Here is a 16,810-nt window from a genome sequence, read left to right on the forward strand (position 1 = left end):
GGCAAACAATTGGGGGTGACCAGGTGACAGACATGTCAATGGCGGGGGAGGAGAACCGCGCCGAGGTCCGGAAGCGTTCTGAAACGGGAACGTTGCTCGATGCGCGCGGGTTGACCAAGCGCTTCGGGGACATTCTGGCGAATGACCTTGTAGATCTTGCGATCAACAAGGGGGAAATACATGCCTTGCTCGGTGAAAACGGGGCGGGCAAATCGACCTTGGTCAAAATGTTTTACGGATCCCTTGAGCCTGATGCCGGTGCAATCAACTGGCAAGGGGAAAGGGTCACGATCACCAGTCCCGCCGTCGCACGATCGCTCGGCATTGGCATGGTGTTTCAGCACTTCTCGTTGTTTGAAGCCCTCACCGTGGTCGAGAATATTGCGTTGGCGCTCGAAGGCGCTGGCGACATGAAGGCACTGGCGCAACGTATCGAGGATGTCTCTACGGAATATGGCCTGCCTCTCGACCCGAACGCGGTTGTTGCCGACTTGCCCGTGGGCATTCGTCAACGTATTGAAATCGTACGGTGTCTTCTTCAAGAACCGCGCCTCATCATCATGGATGAACCGACATCGGTTCTGACACCGCAAGAAGCCGACAAGCTCTTTCTGACCTTGCAGCGGCTTGCGAGCGAGGGCTGTGCGGTCCTCTACATTTCTCACCGTTTGGAAGAAGTTCAACGGATTTGCCATCACGCGACAATCCTGCGCCATGGCAAGGTCGTTCGCGAATGCGATCCGTCCAAGGAAACACCGGCATCGCTTGCGCGCATGATGGTTGGTACCGAGGTCATGGGCGTTTCGCTAGGGGCGCATCAGGCCTCCGGTGGTGCCGTTCGCCTTGGAATTTCCAACCTCAGTGCAAAACCCGGTACTCCTTTTGCGACCGAGCTTCGCAGCATTAACCTCGGCGTTCGCGCTGGTGAAGTGATTGCGATTGCAGGTGTTGCTGGCAATGGACAGGGCGAATTGTTTGATGCCATATCCGGCGAAATGCCGGTGGGCCGCGACATGATCCGACTTGATGACGAAGCTTGTGGCCATCGTGGAGTTAATTGGCGGCGGCGCAAGAACGCTGCTTTTGTGCCCGAGGAGCGTCTGGGGCATGGTGCCGTACCCGGCATGAAACTTTCGGAGAACATTGTCCTGACCCGCCACGGGACTGGTGACGGACTTGCCAGCGGAGGCTTCGTCTCCACGGCCAAGGCCGGCGAAATGGAACAGCGGATCAAGGCCAAATACGACGTGCGTATGAGCCATGATGATCCGGAAGCGCGCTCCCTTTCCGGCGGCAACCTGCAGAAGTTTGTGGTCGGCCGAGAGCTCGATCGAAAGCCGGGTGTTCTGGTTGTAAACCAGCCGACATGGGGCGTGGACGCTGGTGCGGCTGCACTGATCCGTCAGGCGTTGATCGATCTCGCCCGGTCCGGTTCAGCCGTCCTTGTCATCAGTCAGGATCTGGATGAGATCTTTGAGATTGCCGACCGGATTGCCGTGATATCGCGCGGCTATCTTTCGGAACCGGAAGACGCCAGAAAAATGACCCGCGAACGCATCGGCCTTTTGATGGCCGGTGGGGCGGAAACGACAGCGGGGGCAGCGTGATGCGTATCGAACTCGTCAAACGCAAGGAACACAGTTCGCTGATGACCTTGCTCTCGCCGCTGGTGGCTGTTGGGCTCACGCTTGTCGCTGCCGCAATACTCTTCACCATCAGCGGCAAGGATCCGTTGCTCGGTCTCTACAAGTTCTTCATCGAGCCGCTGACAGATACGTGGTCCCTGCAGGAAATCATCGTCAAGGCGACACCCCTTGTGCTGATCGCCTGTGGTCTTTCGGTCTGCTACCTGTCCAACAACTGGAACATTGGAGCGGAAGGCCAATTCGTCTTCGGAGCGCTTTGCGGTTCCTTCCTTCCGGTGATCTTTCCGGAGTTTGCCAATGGCGCAACCCTGCCGATGATGTTGCTCTTCGGAGCGGCGGGCGGTGCGGCGTGGGCGATGATCCCGGCACTCTTGAAGACGCGATTCAACACCAACGAGATCCTGACAAGCCTGATGCTTGTGTATGTGGCCGGGTTGCTACTTGATTATCTGGTGCGTGGTCCGTGGCGTGATCCGGGTGGCTACAACTTCCCGGAATCGCGGATCTTCTCCGATGCGGCAACGCTTCCGGTAATCGGTGACGGACGTATGAGCATCTCCGCTCCGATCGCCGTTATCGTGGTGATCGTGTTGGCGGTGGTCCTTGCCAAGACCTTGAAGGGTTTCGAAATCCGCGTCATGGGTGAAAGCCCGCGTGCGGGTAGTTTCGCCGGGTTTTCTGCCAAGCGACTGACCATTTTCGCCTTTGCGCTTTCCGGCGCGCTGGCCGGGGTTGCCGGAACAATGGAAGTCTCCGGGTCGCTGAACCAGCTGTTGCCGTCGATCTCGCCGGGGTATGGCTTCACAGCGATCATCGTTGCCTTCCTCGGACGGTTGAATCCGGTCGGTATCCTGATTGCCGGGTTTGTTCTGGCGCTGTCCTATATCGGCGGCGAAGCCGTGCAGGCGTCGATGGGCGTGTCCGACAAAATCGCGAGCGTCATTCAGGGGCTGCTGCTGTTCTTCGTGCTCGCCTGTGACACGTTCATTCTTTACAAGCTTCGCTTCGTCAAGAAGCGCAAGGCTGTTGCAATCGGGGAGGCGTCCCATGTTTGAAGCTGTTCTTCTGACGGTCATCACCGCTGCCACGCCGCTCCTGATCGCTGCGATCGGCGAGCTGGTGGTTGAACGCTCCGGCGTACTCAATCTCGGTGTTGAGGGCATGATGATCATGGGGGCTGTCGTCGGCTTTGCCGTCGCCAACCAGACTGGATCTGGAACCCTTGGCGTCGTTGCTGCAATCATAGCCGGAATGGCGATGTCAGCCCTGTTCGGGTTTCTGGTTCTGGTGCTTGTCACCAATCAGGTGGCCAGCGGCCTGTCCTTGACGATCCTTGGTCTTGGCCTTTCGGGCATGATCGGTGAGGCCTTCATCGGTGTTCCGGGGCTGAGATTGCCGGAACTCTATATTCCGGTCCTCTCGGAAATTCCGTTCATCGGGCCAGTGTTTTTCCAGCAGGATGCGGTGGTGTATCTTGGCTTCGCGCTGGTGTTTGCCGTCAGCTACGTGTTGTTCAAGACAAGGGCAGGGCTGGTGCTACGCGCTGTCGGAGACAACCACACCTCCGCCCATGCGCTCGGCTACTCGGTTGTGCGAGTTCGCTTCCTTGCCATCCTGTTTGGCGGAGCCTGCGCAGGGTTGGCCGGAGCGTATATGTCTCTGGCTTATACGCCGCAGTGGGTTGAAAACATGACGGCAGGACGAGGCTGGATCGCGTTGGCGCTGGTGGTGTTTGCGTCCTGGTTGCCGTTCCGCGTTGTGGCTGGTGCCTATCTGTTCGGCGCCGTGACCGTGCTTACCTTCCATGCGCAGGCACAGGGGCTTGGAATACCGTCCCAGTTCCTCTCAAGCTTGCCATATCTTGCAACTATCGCTGTCTTGGTGTTGATTTCAGCTAACCGCAGGCTGACTCTCGTCAATACGCCGGCTTGTCTCGGCAAGCCTTTCGTTCCGGATCGTTAACTTCAACCTCGGTCGGCTTTTGGCCGGTGTAGTGAAAGTACTAAAAGGGGAATGACGTCATGAAATCTATCCTGAAATCCGCTGTTGCAGCGCTCGCGCTTGCTGCCGCAGGTTCAGCGGCACAGGCCGCAGACCTCAAGGCCTGTTTCGTCTATGTTGGCCCGGTGGGCGACTTCGGCTGGTCCTACCAGCATGATCAGGGCCGTCTGGCAGTCGAAAAGCACTTCGGTGATCGTGTCGAGACAGCCTATCTGGAAAGCGTGCCGGAAGGCCCGGATGCGGAACGTGCGATCGAGCGTTTTGCCCGTGAAGGCTGTGGCCTCATCTTCACGACGTCCTTCGGCTACATGAACCCGACCATCAAGGTCGCCAAGAAGTTCCCGGATGTGAAGTTTGAGCATGCAACCGGTTACAAGACCGCCGACAACGTTGCGACCTATAACTCCAAGTTCCATGAAGGCCGCTACATCATCGGTCAGATCGCCGGCAAGCAGTCCAAGTCAGGTGTGGCTGGTTACATCGCGTCTTTCCCGATCCCGGAAGTCGTGTCCGGCATCAACGCTTTCATGCTCGGAGCGCAGTCCGTCAATCCTGACTTCAAATTGAAAGTGGTGTGGGTCAACTCCTGGTTCGACCCGGGCAAGGAAGCTGATGCTGCCAAGGCTCTTATCGATCAGGGCGCGGACATCATTACCCAGCACACGGACTCCACGGCGCCGCTTCAGGTGGCTCAGGAGCGCGGCGTGCATGGCTTTGGTCAGGCCTCCGACATGATCAACTTCGCCAAGGATGCCCAGCTGACCGCAATCATTGACGATTGGGCACCGTACTACATCGAACGCGTTCAGGCGGTTCTTGATGGCAAGTGGCATTCGGAAAGCACGTGGCAGGGTATCTCCCACGGCCACGTCGTCATGGCTCCGTACACCAACCTGCCGGATGACGTTGTCGCCATGGCAAAGGAAACCGAAGCCAAGATTTCCGGCGGCTGGGAGCCTTTCACCGGGCCGATCACCAAGCAGGACGGAACCGAGGCTGCGGCTGATGGCGTCCGTCTGGAAGACGGCGCAATTCTTGGCATGAACTGGTACGTCAAGGGCGTTGACGACAAGCTGCCGCAGTAAGCGTCAGTAAAACTCGTTAACAAGTCGAGGCTCCGAACCCAAGCGGTTCGGAGCCATTTTTATTTTGTTCGATGCCTGCAAAAATCAATCTCTTCAAAAAATATCAATTAAAACATATGCTTGTGTTGGGGTTTTTCGGGTTACCGTAAGATTTGCTGACATTACTTCCCGCTACGCCAGTTATCCGTTGTGATTAATGATAATCCCTTCTCGATCATGTTCTGTGAGGAGACCAGGATGGGTGGACTGGCAAAAACTGTCTTCGCCTTGTTTGTTTGCCTTCTCATGGCAGGGGGTGGGGCATTTGCGCAGGGAAGCACCATTCTTTCTGTCTTTCGTGACTGTGACGGCCCCCAACCTCACGAGTTCAACAGAAGCGGACTGTCCTCCCTGGACCAGGTAACAATCGAAACCTCAACGCCCTGGATCAGTGGCCGAACCCGGTTCGAAGGGCCGCTTCTTTTGGATGTTCTGGATCTAACAGGTGGTTGCGGCGAGGAGCTGGAAGTCATCGCGTTAAACGGATTTCGGGCGCGGATACCTGTTTCCGACATCCATAACTACAAACCCATTCTTGCTCTCAAGGAAAACGGCCGGTTCATGAAGGTCAGAAACCGTGGCCCGCTGTTCATCGTCTTTCCCTTTGATGATTACCCGTCGATCAATAACGAGATTTATTTCTCCCGCTCTGTATGGCAGGTGAGGGAAATTCACGTGCACTAGGTGCAACTGGATACCGTGATGAAAAAACGTCCATTTTGGCAGCTGTCTGCCATCGTCGCCCTGATGTTTGTCGGATTTTTATACGGCATACACGTGATGATCGAAGAAGCTTCCGGCGACGCGATGGAGCGGTCGTTGCGCCACGAGGCTGCATGGTCTTCTTCAAATGGACGCGCCGAAATCTACAGTTTTTATGTTTCTCTGAACCAATACGCCGAAACTCCGGACCAGGATCATCAAAACAAGGTCGAGATTGCCTACGAAATATTTCTGGGCCGCATCTATATGTGGGACATGGCCTGGTTCCGCCAGTATCTGGACAAGGACCCGAAGCTGGTGCGCGTCTTCAACCGGCTGAAGGTCAATGCGGAGAGCCTGGAGCAGCTGGTCATGGAGCTGAAGGATGAGACTTCGGCCCGAATCCTTCTTGCGAAAGTGGACACCCTTCTTGCTGATGTGGACCGGATCGCCATCGAGATCTACCAGCACAATATCAGCGAAAGCGCCCTTATTCGCTCCGATATCCAGAATACCCAGCTGCAGGAAAAGATTTTCATCGTCGTCCTTGTCATGGTGTCGGCCGGACTTCTGTTCGGGGCATTGTTGCAGAACCGTTCGCTGCTGCAGGCAAACCGCGAAATCGAAGCGAAGGCCGGCGAATTGGCGCGGCTTGCGAACCACGACAGCCTGACCGGGTTACCCAATCGGGCCAGCTTCGACGATCATCTCAAGCTCGTCACGAGACGGTTGAGCGACCGCGAGAGCGTTGCTGTCATGGCGCTTGATCTGGACGGTTTCAAATCCATCAATGATGCATTGGGCCATGCTGGTGGAGATGCGTTGCTTTTGTCCGTAGCGGATCGGCTAACCAGGTTCATGGCCCAATCTGATCAGAGAAATATGGTAGCCCGTGTCGGCGGTGATGAATTTCTCATTCTGGCTATTTCCCGCGGGAGTTCGCTCGAATTCGAAAGGCTGGGGAGGGCCTTGTTGCTCGAGTTCGAACGTCCCTTCGAAACTGACTACGGAAGCCTTACCGTCGGTGTTTCCATCGGAATTGCCCCCGTGGCAGGGCGGGAAATCGGGCTGCAGAAAGCCGTTACCAATTCCGACCTGGCCCTGATAGCGGCCAAAAGGGAAGGCAAGGGGACGGTCGTCAGTTTCGAACGGGGAATGCGCGAGAACCTTGAAGCCCGGCTGCGGATTGAAAACGAACTGAAACGCGCCCGCGGGACCGGACAGATCAAGCCGTTCTATCAACCACAGTTTGACCTTGAAACCGGGGAGATCGTCGGATACGAAGCGCTCGCTCGCTGGGAGCATCCGCAGCTTGGATTCATGATCCCCGAGAACTTCATTCCTATCGCGGAATGCAATGGCGATATTTCCTGGATCGGGGAGGAAGTTCTCGCCACCGCCTGCCGGGATGTTCAGCGTTTCTCCAGATCAGCCCGCGTTGCCGTGAACCTCTCCGTGGCCCAGTTGCTCAGTGACAGGTTGGTACGAAAGGTCGAGCAGGTCTTGCGGGAAAGTGGTCTGAATCCGGCTCGGTTGACGCTGGAGGTCACTGAGAGTCTCGTCATGAGCGATCCCAACAAGGTCCTGCAGAATCTTGGTGAGCTTCAGCGACTGGGAGTCTCGATCTCCTTGGACGACTTTGGAACGGGCTATTCTGCGCTGTCACAGCTCAGCCGTTTCCGATGGGATGAATTGAAGATCGACAAGTTTTTCGTCGAGAATTGCGAAGCGGATGATCTCACGCTAGCGATCGTCGATCTGGTGCAAAGCGTCTCGGGAAAGCTTAACGCACGCCTTGTTGCCGAAGGGCTGGAGACGCACCGTCAGGAGAGCATCTTCTGGAGCAGAGGCTGCCAGATCGGGCAGGGCTACCTCTTCGGTCGACCGATGTCTGCCGACGCGATTCTGGAGATCTATCATGGTGGGTCTCTCCGCCGCCTTTACGCGGTTTAGTGAAACTGCCAAGGCATTGAAATATTTTCACATACTGGAATTACGTAACGGCAAATCACCGTAATCAGCTTGTGAAGGCCCTCGGGCGCGATGTTAACTATAACTCGATCCACGGGGCCTCCCGCTCCCGCGTTATGATTTTCATTTTACAATTGTTTCTGGTGGGTGGGTTTCGGCTCATTGTGGTCGGTTCGTTTAACTGGGCCTTCGTGGCGGAGCGAAAGTTATTTCATGATGGAACGAACAAGCTCCTGGAACTTGATTGCCAGTTTGGGACTTGTTTTCGTTGTGGTCACGTTCCTTGTCCACTCGATCCTTGATCGCTCCGAGGAAGATGCGCTTGATAATCTGATTGGCGTTGCCCAGGAGACAGGGGCTCCATTCTTCATTCGACTGACTGATGAAGTTTTGTCCGGAACAATGAGGGTTCTGGATCCTGCAGACCCCCAGCCGTCAACGGCGAATGACGAGCTGATGGCGACCCTGGAAACATGGAATTTGGGGTCACGGATCTTTTCATCCTCCGCAGAGACTGTGTCACCGCTTCTTGAGGATATATCGCCGATCATCGAAAGGGTCGGAACGCGGGAAGGCGAGGTTCTAAAAAATGAACCTCTCACGAGCCCGGAAGTGCGTTCTCTTCAGTCTGCCTTCAAGGAAATTCGCTCTGAACTGGAGACCAGCGGTGTCCAGCGGCTCGCCGAGGTTAGATCCGATTTCGTTTCGCGCGGGCAAGCAAAGAATGCAATTTTCTTCGTCATCCTGACCGTTGCGTCCGGCTTGATCGTGATGACGCTGCTGCAGAACAATTGGCTGTTGGCGGCGAATGCGAAAATAACCGAAAACGCTCAAATGTATTCTCGGCTTGCGCGGCGGGATTCTCTTACGGGTTTGGCAAATCGGCTGCATTTTGAGGAAATTCTGTCGTCTGCGCTGATTGCTTGGGACGAAGACGAGACCCTCGTGGTTCTTGCGCTTGATCTCGACGGGTTCAAGGCAGTGAATGATACACTCGGTCATGATGGCGGAGATGCCCTGCTGAAATCGATTGCCGGGCGCCTGAAGAACATAGTCAGGAACCTGGATAGCCGAAACATCGTCGCTAGAACCGGTGGCGATGAATTCGTCATTCTGCTTCATCTTCAGACCGGCGTTGCAGACCCGCGCCGCATTGCATCTCGACTGTGTTCAGAATTGCAAAGGCCATTTGAGACCGAATTCGGTCACATCAAGGCGGGAGGGTCTGTCGGATATACGGTCGTAAGCTCTGAACATCGCGAACCTGCCGTTCTGCTCACCGAGGCGGACCTTGCTTTGATGGATGCCAAACGCTCCGGTACGGGAGCTGCGCGTGCGTTTCATCCAACCATGATGGAGGGATTAAAGCGGCGGCTAAAAATTGAGTCCGATCTCGAAATCGCAATTGAACACAGGCATATCCTGCCATTTTATCAGCCCCAGTTTGACCTCGCCACGGGACGCCTCATTGGCGCTGAAGCTCTGGCTCGATGGAACCATCCCGACTTCGGACAGGTGGCGGCTGAGGAGTTTATTCCGGTCGCGGAAGCAAGTGGCGACATCGTCAAGCTTGGGAAGCTTATTCTGGAACAGGCCTGCGCTGATGCTGCACAGATGCGCCCAGACCTCGTGATGACGGTGAATGTTTCATTTGCCCAGCTCATGGAAAGCGACTTTGTCAGCGTCGTACGTGATGCTCTTGTCCGGAACGGTTTGCCCGCTTCCCGCCTGACGCTGGAAATTCAGGAACAGTCGTTGCTGAGTGATCCGTTCAATGCGCGCCATGTGCTGTCATCTCTTCAGGCCCTTGGGGTTCAGATTTCGCTTGGGGATTTTGGAACCGGGGCTGGACGGATAAGAGATATCCTGCAGATCCGTTGGAATGAAATAAAAGTCGACAAGAGCTTGTCCATGTTCGACGGGACGTCGGGCGCGATTGAGCCAATCGTCAATGTCATTCAACAGATCGGATCAAACTTCAAATCCAATCTCATCGTTGAGGGGATCGAGACCGAGAAGCAGAAGAACTGGTTTTCCTCTGCGGGGTTTTCCATCGGGCAGGGGTATTTCTATTCTGAAGCGCTCCCTCGCGAAGATTTTGAGAACACCTTCCTGGCGTCCTGAGGGGGGTGTTCAGACACCAAAGGGAATTTACTTTCAGTTTTACTAAAGTTTTAACCTAGCAATTTCGCCCTATTTAAAATCGACCGTCTAGACTTCGCACGAGTGTATGAACTTGGGTGCTGACGACGGAACTGTTCGCCGGTTAGCCCATGAACCGTGCGGAGCACGCATTTGGTCAGGTATCGGTTCAAAGTTGCTCGAACGAGGTTGTCCGGCGGTTGGGGCGTCTTCGGCAAACGAAGTCCAAACATGGGTCTGACGACAATTCTCGCCCTGTCGTTCACTGTGTGCTTTTCCCTTGAAAGCGCCGCGGCTGCGGTTTTGATGCCCGGAGAACTGCATGTCAGTTCATTGGCAATCTATGTTCTGTGCGGACTGCTTGTCGGCGGCAGTGCGGTTGTCGTTGCACTTGTGTGGCACCTCAGGCGCTGCCATGCGGAAATTTCCGAACAAAGGCGGGAAATTGCTCTTCTCGGGTCTACCGATCAGTCAACGGGACTGCCCAACGAATATGGCTTGTTGCAATCCCTGGAGGACAATCAAGATTCCGCCAGACGGTCCGGGCGACTGGTCGTTCTTGCCATCGACTGCGAAGTGAGAGGCCGTGCTGCCTCCCTGAATTCCATTGCGGCAATTGAAGACAGCCTTGCAGACGCCGTTGCGAGACTGCGATCCGCTCTGGCGCTTTTTGATCCCGCTGCCCGTATAGCAAGGGGGGATGACGGGTGTTTTCTCGGGGTTCTGGGTCTTGAATCCGGCATTGAGCCGGGGGATCTGGCAAAAACCATCATTCAGGTTCTGGCACGCAATTCCGAGCAGGCATCCAGCTGGACTGGAATTGAGTGTGTTGTTGGTGTTGCTGTTTCCGAAACTCAGGATGCGGATATCCCTTCGCTATTGGATGAGGCTCGGTTGGCTTTGCGGGAGGCATCCGGCAGTGCCGTCTCGGGGCCGTCCTGTGTCTACTCTTCAGGTTTGAAGGCGGTTCTGTTTCGCAGGCATACGGTTGAAGCGGAAATATTCGCCGCGCTCAAGGAGGGGACTATCGAGCCGCATTTCCTGCCTAAATTTGATCTTGCATCAGGTGGCATCACGGGCGTGGAGGCGCTTGCCCGCTGGCACAATGAAAAGCTCGGTTGGATTTCCCCACGCGAGTTTTTGTCTGCTGCGCGCTCCATGGGCGTTATGGTTGAATTGGACAATGCAATTCTTCTGTCGGCCTGTGAAAAGGCCTGCGGGTTGCCCGATCACGTCACGATATCGGTCAACATTTCTGCTGCGCGCCTTTTTGCCGATAACTTCGCTGAAGTTGTTCGCAAGTCCCTGCGGGTGACAGGGCTGCGTCCAAGTCGCTTGTTCATCGAAGTGTCAGAACCAACCTTGTTTGAAAGGCCTGTACAGGTTCTGAAGGTTCTGCGCGATCTGAAAGCGATTGGAGTGCGTGTTGCCCTGGACGAGTTTGGGCGGGAAGGGCTGGCTGCGCTGCCTTACCTTAGCCAGTTCGACTGGGATGAACTCAAGATCGATCGCAATCTCGCCGATCAGGCCTTGGGCGATTCAATTTCGCACGACATGGTCAGCGTCGTTCTGTCCTACATGACGCGCGGTGGGGTGCTGATCACCGGTAAAGGCATCGAAACCGCGGATCAACGTGAATATCTGGAAAGCCTTGGCTGCATGGCGGCGCAGGGGTATCTGTTCTGCGGCCCCCTACCGGCGAGCGATGTCGAAAAGCTGTTCTTCTCACTCGTCGAACAGCCTTATGCGCGTTATTCGGCCTGACGTGTGGTTCCTGCACGCGCAGAGGGTCTGGCTTTCGGCAGGTAGTCAAAATCGCGTTGAAACGGAAACGTCGGCTTCGAGCGTTTGGTGTTGTTCAGGCTTGTAATGTCCTGCGAGACCGCACCATCAGTGAGAGCCATGATCGCCGGATTTGCCAAGGCGGCAATCTCGGACACCAGATAACCCGCCTTGACGATCAGAACGTCGTAATCCCTTGGGTTGATCCCGAATTTGTCGATATCGCGGACTTGATGAAACGGTCGGCGTTTTTGAGTAACGAGCACCGTGTTTCCGTGAATGTCCAGCGCAACTTCAAGCGTTCCGTCCTCAGTCATGCCGTGGATCGAAAGCACCTTCGCCTGACATGATACTTGCGGGCATGCGCTCCCCAAGGCACCTCCCAAGGTCAGGTGTACGGTATTGCCCTGACCGCGGTCTTTTGCAGCGCGAGCGGCTGGCTCATCAGCGATCCCGGCAAATAGCGCGTTTGTTCGTCCTGACGCCAGCCATGCTGACAGCACATCACTTCGGTCGCCTATGCCACCACCTGTCGGATTGTCGCCGCTGTCGGCCAGAACAACGGGCTTGGTCTCCAGTTTGGAAATATGGTCCAGCGCTGTGGCAAGGTCGATTGTCGGCACGCCGAATTTGAACTCGTTGCGGGCATCCCAGTAGGCGGTTGCTATCCGCTCAGCAGATTGGATGATCGCCTGCGGATCTGTGCCCGTTACCACGGCAGCTGCCGTTGCGCGCTCCACGTCCGCCCAGACATAACCCACCATCAAATTGGCGTCAGTAACCCCGGAAAGCCGGTCTTCCTGCGGGAGTTGGAGATAGAGGCGTGCAGCAGGTTCATCCACCGTGCTGGTTTTTTCGCCCGGCAGAAGGAGCGGGATAGGAGCCCAGGCCACCATGCGCCGCCCGATGCCAGAAATCATCTGCGTGAGTTCGCGCAACGCCCGTGCATGAGTTTGGGCAACATCGATATGCGGAGCTGTCCGGTAAGCACAGAATATATCAATTGCATCAATGATCTTCTGGGTGACATTGCCGTGGAGATCATAGCTGACGGCGATCGAAACGCTCTCGCCAACCAACTCGCGAACGCCGGAAATCCAGTCTCCCTCGACATCGGAGAGACCATCCACATGCATGGCCCCGTGCATGATGAGCAGAACACCCTCAACGGGTCCTTCTGCGGCCAGCTCTGCAAGGAATGCCGTCTTGAAGGCAGCGTAACAGTCCGGTGAAACCGGACCGCCCGGTATGGAGCGGGCATGAAACAGCGGCCGGAGATCCAGATCACCGGGAAGTCCATCTTGCCGGGGAATCTGATCCAGCAAATCAGCACCCCGTGCCACCTTGAAGTCCTCTCTTGTCTGGACAAGAGAGGAATAGGTGCTGCACTCGGTATGGATACCTCCGACCGCGATTTTCAAGGTTCAGCCTGCCCTAGAGCTTGGGGAAGTGGTGGCTGAGGGCGGCAAACCGCTGCCAGTTCTTGTTTTGCGGATCAGTCCACCCAGCTTCGGCAACCGCAAATAGGCGCGGAAACACCATGTGGTTGAAGATCGCCTTGTTGGTGATGTGTTCGCACCAGATGCAGGCCTGAACCCCCTTGAGGCGATTGGCAACGCCATCATCAAGCCCGGACGCCGCTTCAAACTGGTAGGATGTTTCCGGAGACGTAACACCCGCCCAGCCTGCACCGGGCTCTTCCCAGCCCGTAGCCTGAGCCATGTCCAAGTAGTAGGCCTGTCCGGGGCTGCAAACCACCTCATAGCCTTCCTCGATCAGCTTGCGGGTGAGCTCCGGCTTTTGCCAGGCAACCAGAAGCGAACCTTCGGCATCAATCCCGCCGCCATGGGAGACTTCGTCCCAGCCGGCGATCTTGCGGTCAAGCTTGCGAAGCATGGCCTGAACCTTGCGTAGGAAATATGCCTGCAGCTCCATGGTGTCTTTGAGGTTTTCCTCGGCCATGAGAGCTTGCGCCTTCGGCGACTCCAGCCAGGATTTCACGTCGACTTCATCCCCGCCGACATGAATGTATTCGCTCGGGAACAACTCCGCGACTTCCGCAAATACGGCCTCAAGGAACGTGTAGGTTTCCGGAATGGCCGGGTTGAGGGCGTTATTGGCGTAGCCCTGAATGGAATGATAGGACGCGTCCGGCTCATCCGGGTCCACAAGGTTCGGATAGGCTTTCAGGACGGCTGTGCAATGGCCGGGAATGTCGATTTCCGGCACGATGGTGATGTTGAGGCTCTGGCCGTGGGCGACCACGTCACGCACTTCTTCCTGCGTATAGAAGCCGCCATAGGTTTCCGATCCGTAGCCATGCTGGGACACAAGCGGCAGGCCCGGTCCGCGGAAAGCACCTGTCATGGTGAGTTCCGGATAGGCGTTGATTTCCAGACGCCAGCCCTCGTCGTCGGTCAGGTGCCACTGGAAAACGTTCATCCGGCTCCAAGCGAGAATGTCGAGGAAGCGCAGGATGTCTTCCGTTGGCCAGAAGTGGCGGGAAACGTCGAGATGCGACCCGCGCCAGCCAAAACGCGGCACATCGGTGATCACGCCCCTGGTCGGTGTCTGGAACGTCTCCGGATCGCTTTCAGCGCCGTAGACGATCTGCGCCAAAAGGGTCAGGCCATAGTCACGACCCGTTGCAGACGAAAAGGATAGCTCTGCTGCGTCTCCATCAAAGCGAATGGAATAGCCGTCGTTCTCAAAACTGTCCTTTTGGGCAAACGCAAGGGCAATGCCATTGCGCGCAGGTGCAAGGCGGAACGGATCAGCACTATCTGGAAACAGACGCTTCGCGAGAGCCGCAATTTTCAGCATGGCTGCCTTGTCGGCGTCGCTTGCTGTCGCTGCTGGATAGAAGCGGATCAGTCCGGCTTTGTATTCCTTGACCGAGACCTGTTGCGGGAAGGGCACAGCGTATATCGGCATGTCCACCTGTCCCTTGGGGATATGCCGAAGCTCGCCGGTATCCTTGTCTTCCGGCCCCTGAAGGTCCGAGCATTGGACGGGGGTGACTTCGCCGTCTACCGTCACGAAGGCGGATTTAGGTCCGTCAACACGGTGACGGGATGGCATTTCCAGCTGGCGTATCTTGAACTGCCAGCTTTCTCCCGGCTGAAGGACAAGCCCTTCCGGGGGAGCGATTTCGTGGAAATTCGCCACCCTGCGCAGCAAGGTGCCATTGTCGACGCCAGAACCCCGCACGCACCGTGACATTGCCGAATAGGCAAGGGTGAAGTTTGAAAGCGGTTTGTCTGTATAGTTCGAAAAGGAAAGTTCAAAAGAGTTCGCTGTGGTGTCCGTCGCGGGGAGATACCGCGCTTCGAGGCTAAGCGTCATCGAGAGATCCTGTGCAAATCAGTAGTCGGCTGATTGGGTAAAGGTTCGTGGCAAAGAAGGGGAACCTGCCGAGAGGCCACAGTCTATGGGCAGGCAGACGCCCGTAATGCTACGGGCATGAGGCGAGGTCAGAAAGACCACCGCCTGAGCTATGTCATCCGGTGTCGGCAAGTGCTTGAGAGGATACCACGCAAGGGCATCATCAAAGACATTCGGGTTTTTGGCAGCGCGGTCTTCCCACGCCTGCGTGCGCACAGTGCCCGGTGCGATCGCGTTTGCCCGCATGCCGAACTTGCCATATTCGACGGCCATCATCTGAGTTGCGTGAATGAGACCGGCCTTGGCGGCGCTATAGGCTGGATGGCCAAATGCACCCATGCCGTTGACGGATGCAATGTTGATCACGCAACCGTTGTCTTTGAGATCGTGTTCAAGCGCCTTGAAACAGGAGAGGGCAGCTTTCAGGTTCAGATCAAGGTCGATCTGGAGATCGTCATTGGTCATAGACTGCAGACTGGTCACCATGGCCCGTCCGGCATTGTTCACAAGAACACGCGTCTTGCCCCAGGCGGCCAGTTCTGACGCAAGTTGTGCAAGGTCGGCAGGGTTCGTCAGATCGATCCGGAAACTGCGAACGTCGCGACCTGCATCTTCGAGTTCCGCCTGCGCCTTGCAAAGCGCGGGCTCGTTGATGTCGACCAGCGCAATTCGGTGGGTGGCGCGAAGCGCACGTGCAATGGCGCGGCCGATGTCACCGGCTCCGCCAGTAACGACCGCAATCGGTCCTGTGTTGTCCTGATCAGTCACCAAGGGCCTCCTTGTCATTCTCATCGCGCGCATTTGTAAGCTGGTGCTTGACGCGTCTCAGGCTCTCCCGCGCAGGCTCCTGCCGGGAGGTCGCCACGAGTGTCGCGATCAGGTCCACCGTATAGAGAAAGGCATATCGGCTTCCGCTTGGCCGCAGAATGTCGCCGTGCTCGGGCAGATCGATCTCGATCGTGATATCCGCGACATCGCTCACCGGCCGGTTGGGACGGGTCAGGGCAATGACCGTGGCCCCATAGGTTTTGGCGGCTTCCAGCGCTTGCACCAGCGGGGAATTGCGTCCAGAGACGGAAGAGGCAATCACAACGTCCGCCGGTCCAAGAGTGGCGCCCTGCATCAATTGCATGGCGTGATCCGTGATGGCAGTTGCCCGGAGTCCAAGGCGAAAAAGGCGATTGCGGATTTCGTCAGCAATGACCGAGGAGGTTCCTCCCGAGCCGAATGCCACTACAAAGCCCGCTCTGGCAATTCTGTCCGAGGCCATCTGGACCTTCGCCAGATCCAGCGTTTCTCGCATCAAGGTCAGCGTATTCTGGGCATTCGCAAGAAGGCTGTCGGCCACATCGTGCGGCTGCGTGGATGTTTCATTCACATTCAGATAGCGCAGCCCGGCAAATGTCGCCTGAGCCAGCTGGACCTTGAAGGCCGTGAAACTGTCGCATCCGAGGCGGCGCGCAAACCGCGTGACTGTGGGAGGCGAGACGCCTGCGCGCTCGGCAACGTCTGTAATGCCTGCATGCACGATGAACTCGGCATCGCTCCGGATCAAATCCGCCAGAATACGCTCCGACTTGGAGAGTTCCGCGGTCTTGTCGTGCAGAATGGACAGGACGTCTCGCATTTTTCCTAACTTTAAGGCTTCTTGTACGCGATACAGTCGATTTCAACCTTGCAGTCGACCATCATTGTGGACTGCACACATGCACGCGCTGGCGGGTGTTCGCCAAAATAGCTTTTGTATACGCCGTTGAACGACCAGAAGTCGCGCGGATCATCAAGCCACACGCCACAGCGAACAACATGCTCCAAGCCGTAACCGGCTTCCTCGAGGATAGCGATGACGTTCTTAATTGTCAGGTGCGTTTGTTCGACAATGCCGTTTCCAACTATTTCCCCGTCTTTCATCGGAACCTGACCAGAAACATAAAGCCATCCGTCGGCTTCCACAGCGCGGGCAAATGGAAGGTTCTGGCCGCCTGCGCCGGATTTTTCAGCCCCGTAACGTTTGATGGACATTTGATCTCCATTGTGAAAAAGATTTACATTGTGGTT

13 protein-coding genes are annotated in these 16,810 nt (G+C 56.3%); 8 read left to right on the forward strand and 5 right to left on the reverse strand.

The features are described from left to right. Window positions 1–32 precede the first annotated feature (32 nt). From F0155_RS17545 to F0155_RS17580, 8 genes are all read left to right on the forward strand, one after another. Complete coding sequence (locus F0155_RS17545) at window positions 33–1,607, forward strand: ABC transporter ATP-binding protein (protein WP_208999343.1); 1,575 nt, start codon at window positions 33–35, stop codon at window positions 1,605–1,607. Beyond that, window positions 1,607–2,701, forward strand: a complete 1,095-nt coding sequence (locus F0155_RS17550) for an ABC transporter permease (RefSeq protein WP_150525850.1) — start codon at window positions 1,607–1,609, stop codon at window positions 2,699–2,701. Before F0155_RS17545 ends, F0155_RS17550 begins: the two co-directional genes overlap by 1 nt. Continuing rightward, window positions 2,694–3,608: an ABC transporter permease gene (locus F0155_RS17555; protein WP_150525851.1), complete on the forward strand. Its 915-nt coding sequence runs from the start codon at window positions 2,694–2,696 to the stop codon at window positions 3,606–3,608. Before F0155_RS17550 ends, F0155_RS17555 begins: the two co-directional genes overlap by 8 nt. A gap of 59 nt (window positions 3,609–3,667) precedes the next feature. After that, window positions 3,668–4,732, forward strand: a complete 1,065-nt coding sequence (locus tag F0155_RS17560) for a BMP family ABC transporter substrate-binding protein (protein ID WP_150525852.1) — start codon at window positions 3,668–3,670, stop codon at window positions 4,730–4,732. Window positions 4,733–4,969: 237 nt separating this feature from the next. Beyond that, window positions 4,970–5,455: a putative pterin-binding protein gene (locus F0155_RS17565; RefSeq protein ID WP_150525853.1), complete on the forward strand. Its 486-nt coding sequence runs from the start codon at window positions 4,970–4,972 to the stop codon at window positions 5,453–5,455. Window positions 5,456–5,473: 18 nt separating this feature from the next. Next, on the forward strand, window positions 5,474–7,426 hold the full coding sequence (locus F0155_RS17570) for a putative bifunctional diguanylate cyclase/phosphodiesterase (RefSeq protein ID WP_150525854.1): 1,953 nt from the start codon (window positions 5,474–5,476) through the stop codon (window positions 7,424–7,426). Between the two features lie 231 nt (window positions 7,427–7,657). Continuing rightward, entirely contained in the window at window positions 7,658–9,568 is a 1,911-nt protein-coding gene (locus tag F0155_RS17575; RefSeq protein ID WP_150525855.1) for a putative bifunctional diguanylate cyclase/phosphodiesterase, read from the forward strand. A 249-nt stretch (window positions 9,569–9,817) separates the two neighbouring features. Next, the gene (locus F0155_RS17580) at window positions 9,818–11,350 is read left to right on the forward strand and encodes a GGDEF domain-containing phosphodiesterase (protein WP_150525856.1); all 1,533 of its coding nucleotides are present in this window, start codon (window positions 9,818–9,820) and stop codon (window positions 11,348–11,350) included. On the opposite strand, the gene F0155_RS17585 is transcribed toward F0155_RS17580, so the two are convergent. From F0155_RS17585 to F0155_RS17605, 5 genes are read right to left on the reverse strand one after another with little or no spacing between them, the layout of a single operon-like run. Next, a complete protein-coding gene (locus tag F0155_RS17585; RefSeq protein WP_150525857.1) occupies window positions 11,338–12,789 on the reverse strand; it encodes a M81 family metallopeptidase in 1,452 nt (483 codons plus the stop codon). The two genes, F0155_RS17580 and F0155_RS17585, sit on opposite strands and share 13 nt — an antisense overlap. Before the next feature lie 13 nt (window positions 12,790–12,802). Further along, window positions 12,803–14,713 (reverse strand): beta-N-acetylhexosaminidase, encoded by a 1,911-nt coding sequence (locus tag F0155_RS17590; protein WP_150525858.1) that lies wholly within the window; start codon window positions 14,711–14,713, stop codon window positions 12,803–12,805. An 18-nt stretch (window positions 14,714–14,731) separates the two neighbouring features. Beyond that, window positions 14,732–15,520: an SDR family oxidoreductase gene (locus F0155_RS17595; protein WP_244303539.1), complete on the reverse strand. Its 789-nt coding sequence runs from the start codon at window positions 15,518–15,520 to the stop codon at window positions 14,732–14,734. Continuing rightward, window positions 15,513–16,379 carry a MurR/RpiR family transcriptional regulator gene (locus tag F0155_RS17600; protein ID WP_150525860.1) on the reverse strand — a complete coding sequence of 289 codons (867 nt, stop codon included), beginning with the start codon at window positions 16,377–16,379 and terminating at the stop codon, window positions 15,513–15,515. The genes F0155_RS17595 and F0155_RS17600 overlap by 8 nt, the downstream gene beginning before the upstream one ends. A gap of 11 nt (window positions 16,380–16,390) precedes the next feature. Further along, window positions 16,391–16,774 carry a RidA family protein gene (locus tag F0155_RS17605; protein ID WP_150525861.1) on the reverse strand — a complete coding sequence of 128 codons (384 nt, stop codon included), beginning with the start codon at window positions 16,772–16,774 and terminating at the stop codon, window positions 16,391–16,393. Window positions 16,775–16,810: the final 36 nt, after the last annotated feature.

It is taken from the genome of Roseibium sediminis (genome assembly GCF_008711325.1).
Taxonomy (GTDB): Bacteria; Pseudomonadota; Alphaproteobacteria; order Rhizobiales; family Stappiaceae; genus Roseibium; species Roseibium sediminis.

Bases quoted from the DNA above. Each gene is read 5' to 3' on its own strand.
- F0155_RS17555 (WP_150525851.1), top strand. From the start codon at position 2,694: ATGTTTGAAGCTGTTCTTCTGACGGTCATCACCGCTGCCACGCCGCTC.
- F0155_RS17600 (WP_150525860.1), bottom strand. From the start codon at position 16,379: ATGCGAGACGTCCTGTCCATTCTGCACGACAAGACCGCGGAACTCTCC.
- F0155_RS17560 (WP_150525852.1), top strand. From the start codon at position 3,668: ATGAAATCTATCCTGAAATCCGCTGTTGCAGCGCTCGCGCTTGCTGCC.
- F0155_RS17605 (WP_150525861.1), bottom strand. From the start codon at position 16,774: ATGTCCATCAAACGTTACGGGGCTGAAAAATCCGGCGCAGGCGGCCAG.
- F0155_RS17575 (WP_150525855.1), top strand. From the start codon at position 7,658: ATGATGGAACGAACAAGCTCCTGGAACTTGATTGCCAGTTTGGGACTT.
- F0155_RS17545 (WP_208999343.1), top strand. From the start codon at position 33: ATGTCAATGGCGGGGGAGGAGAACCGCGCCGAGGTCCGGAAGCGTTCT.
- F0155_RS17550 (WP_150525850.1), top strand. From the start codon at position 1,607: ATGCGTATCGAACTCGTCAAACGCAAGGAACACAGTTCGCTGATGACC.
- F0155_RS17570 (WP_150525854.1), top strand. From the start codon at position 5,474: ATGAAAAAACGTCCATTTTGGCAGCTGTCTGCCATCGTCGCCCTGATG.
- F0155_RS17565 (WP_150525853.1), top strand. From the start codon at position 4,970: ATGGGTGGACTGGCAAAAACTGTCTTCGCCTTGTTTGTTTGCCTTCTC.
- F0155_RS17580 (WP_150525856.1), top strand. From the start codon at position 9,818: ATGGGTCTGACGACAATTCTCGCCCTGTCGTTCACTGTGTGCTTTTCC.
- F0155_RS17590 (WP_150525858.1), bottom strand. From the start codon at position 14,713: ATGACGCTTAGCCTCGAAGCGCGGTATCTCCCCGCGACGGACACCACA.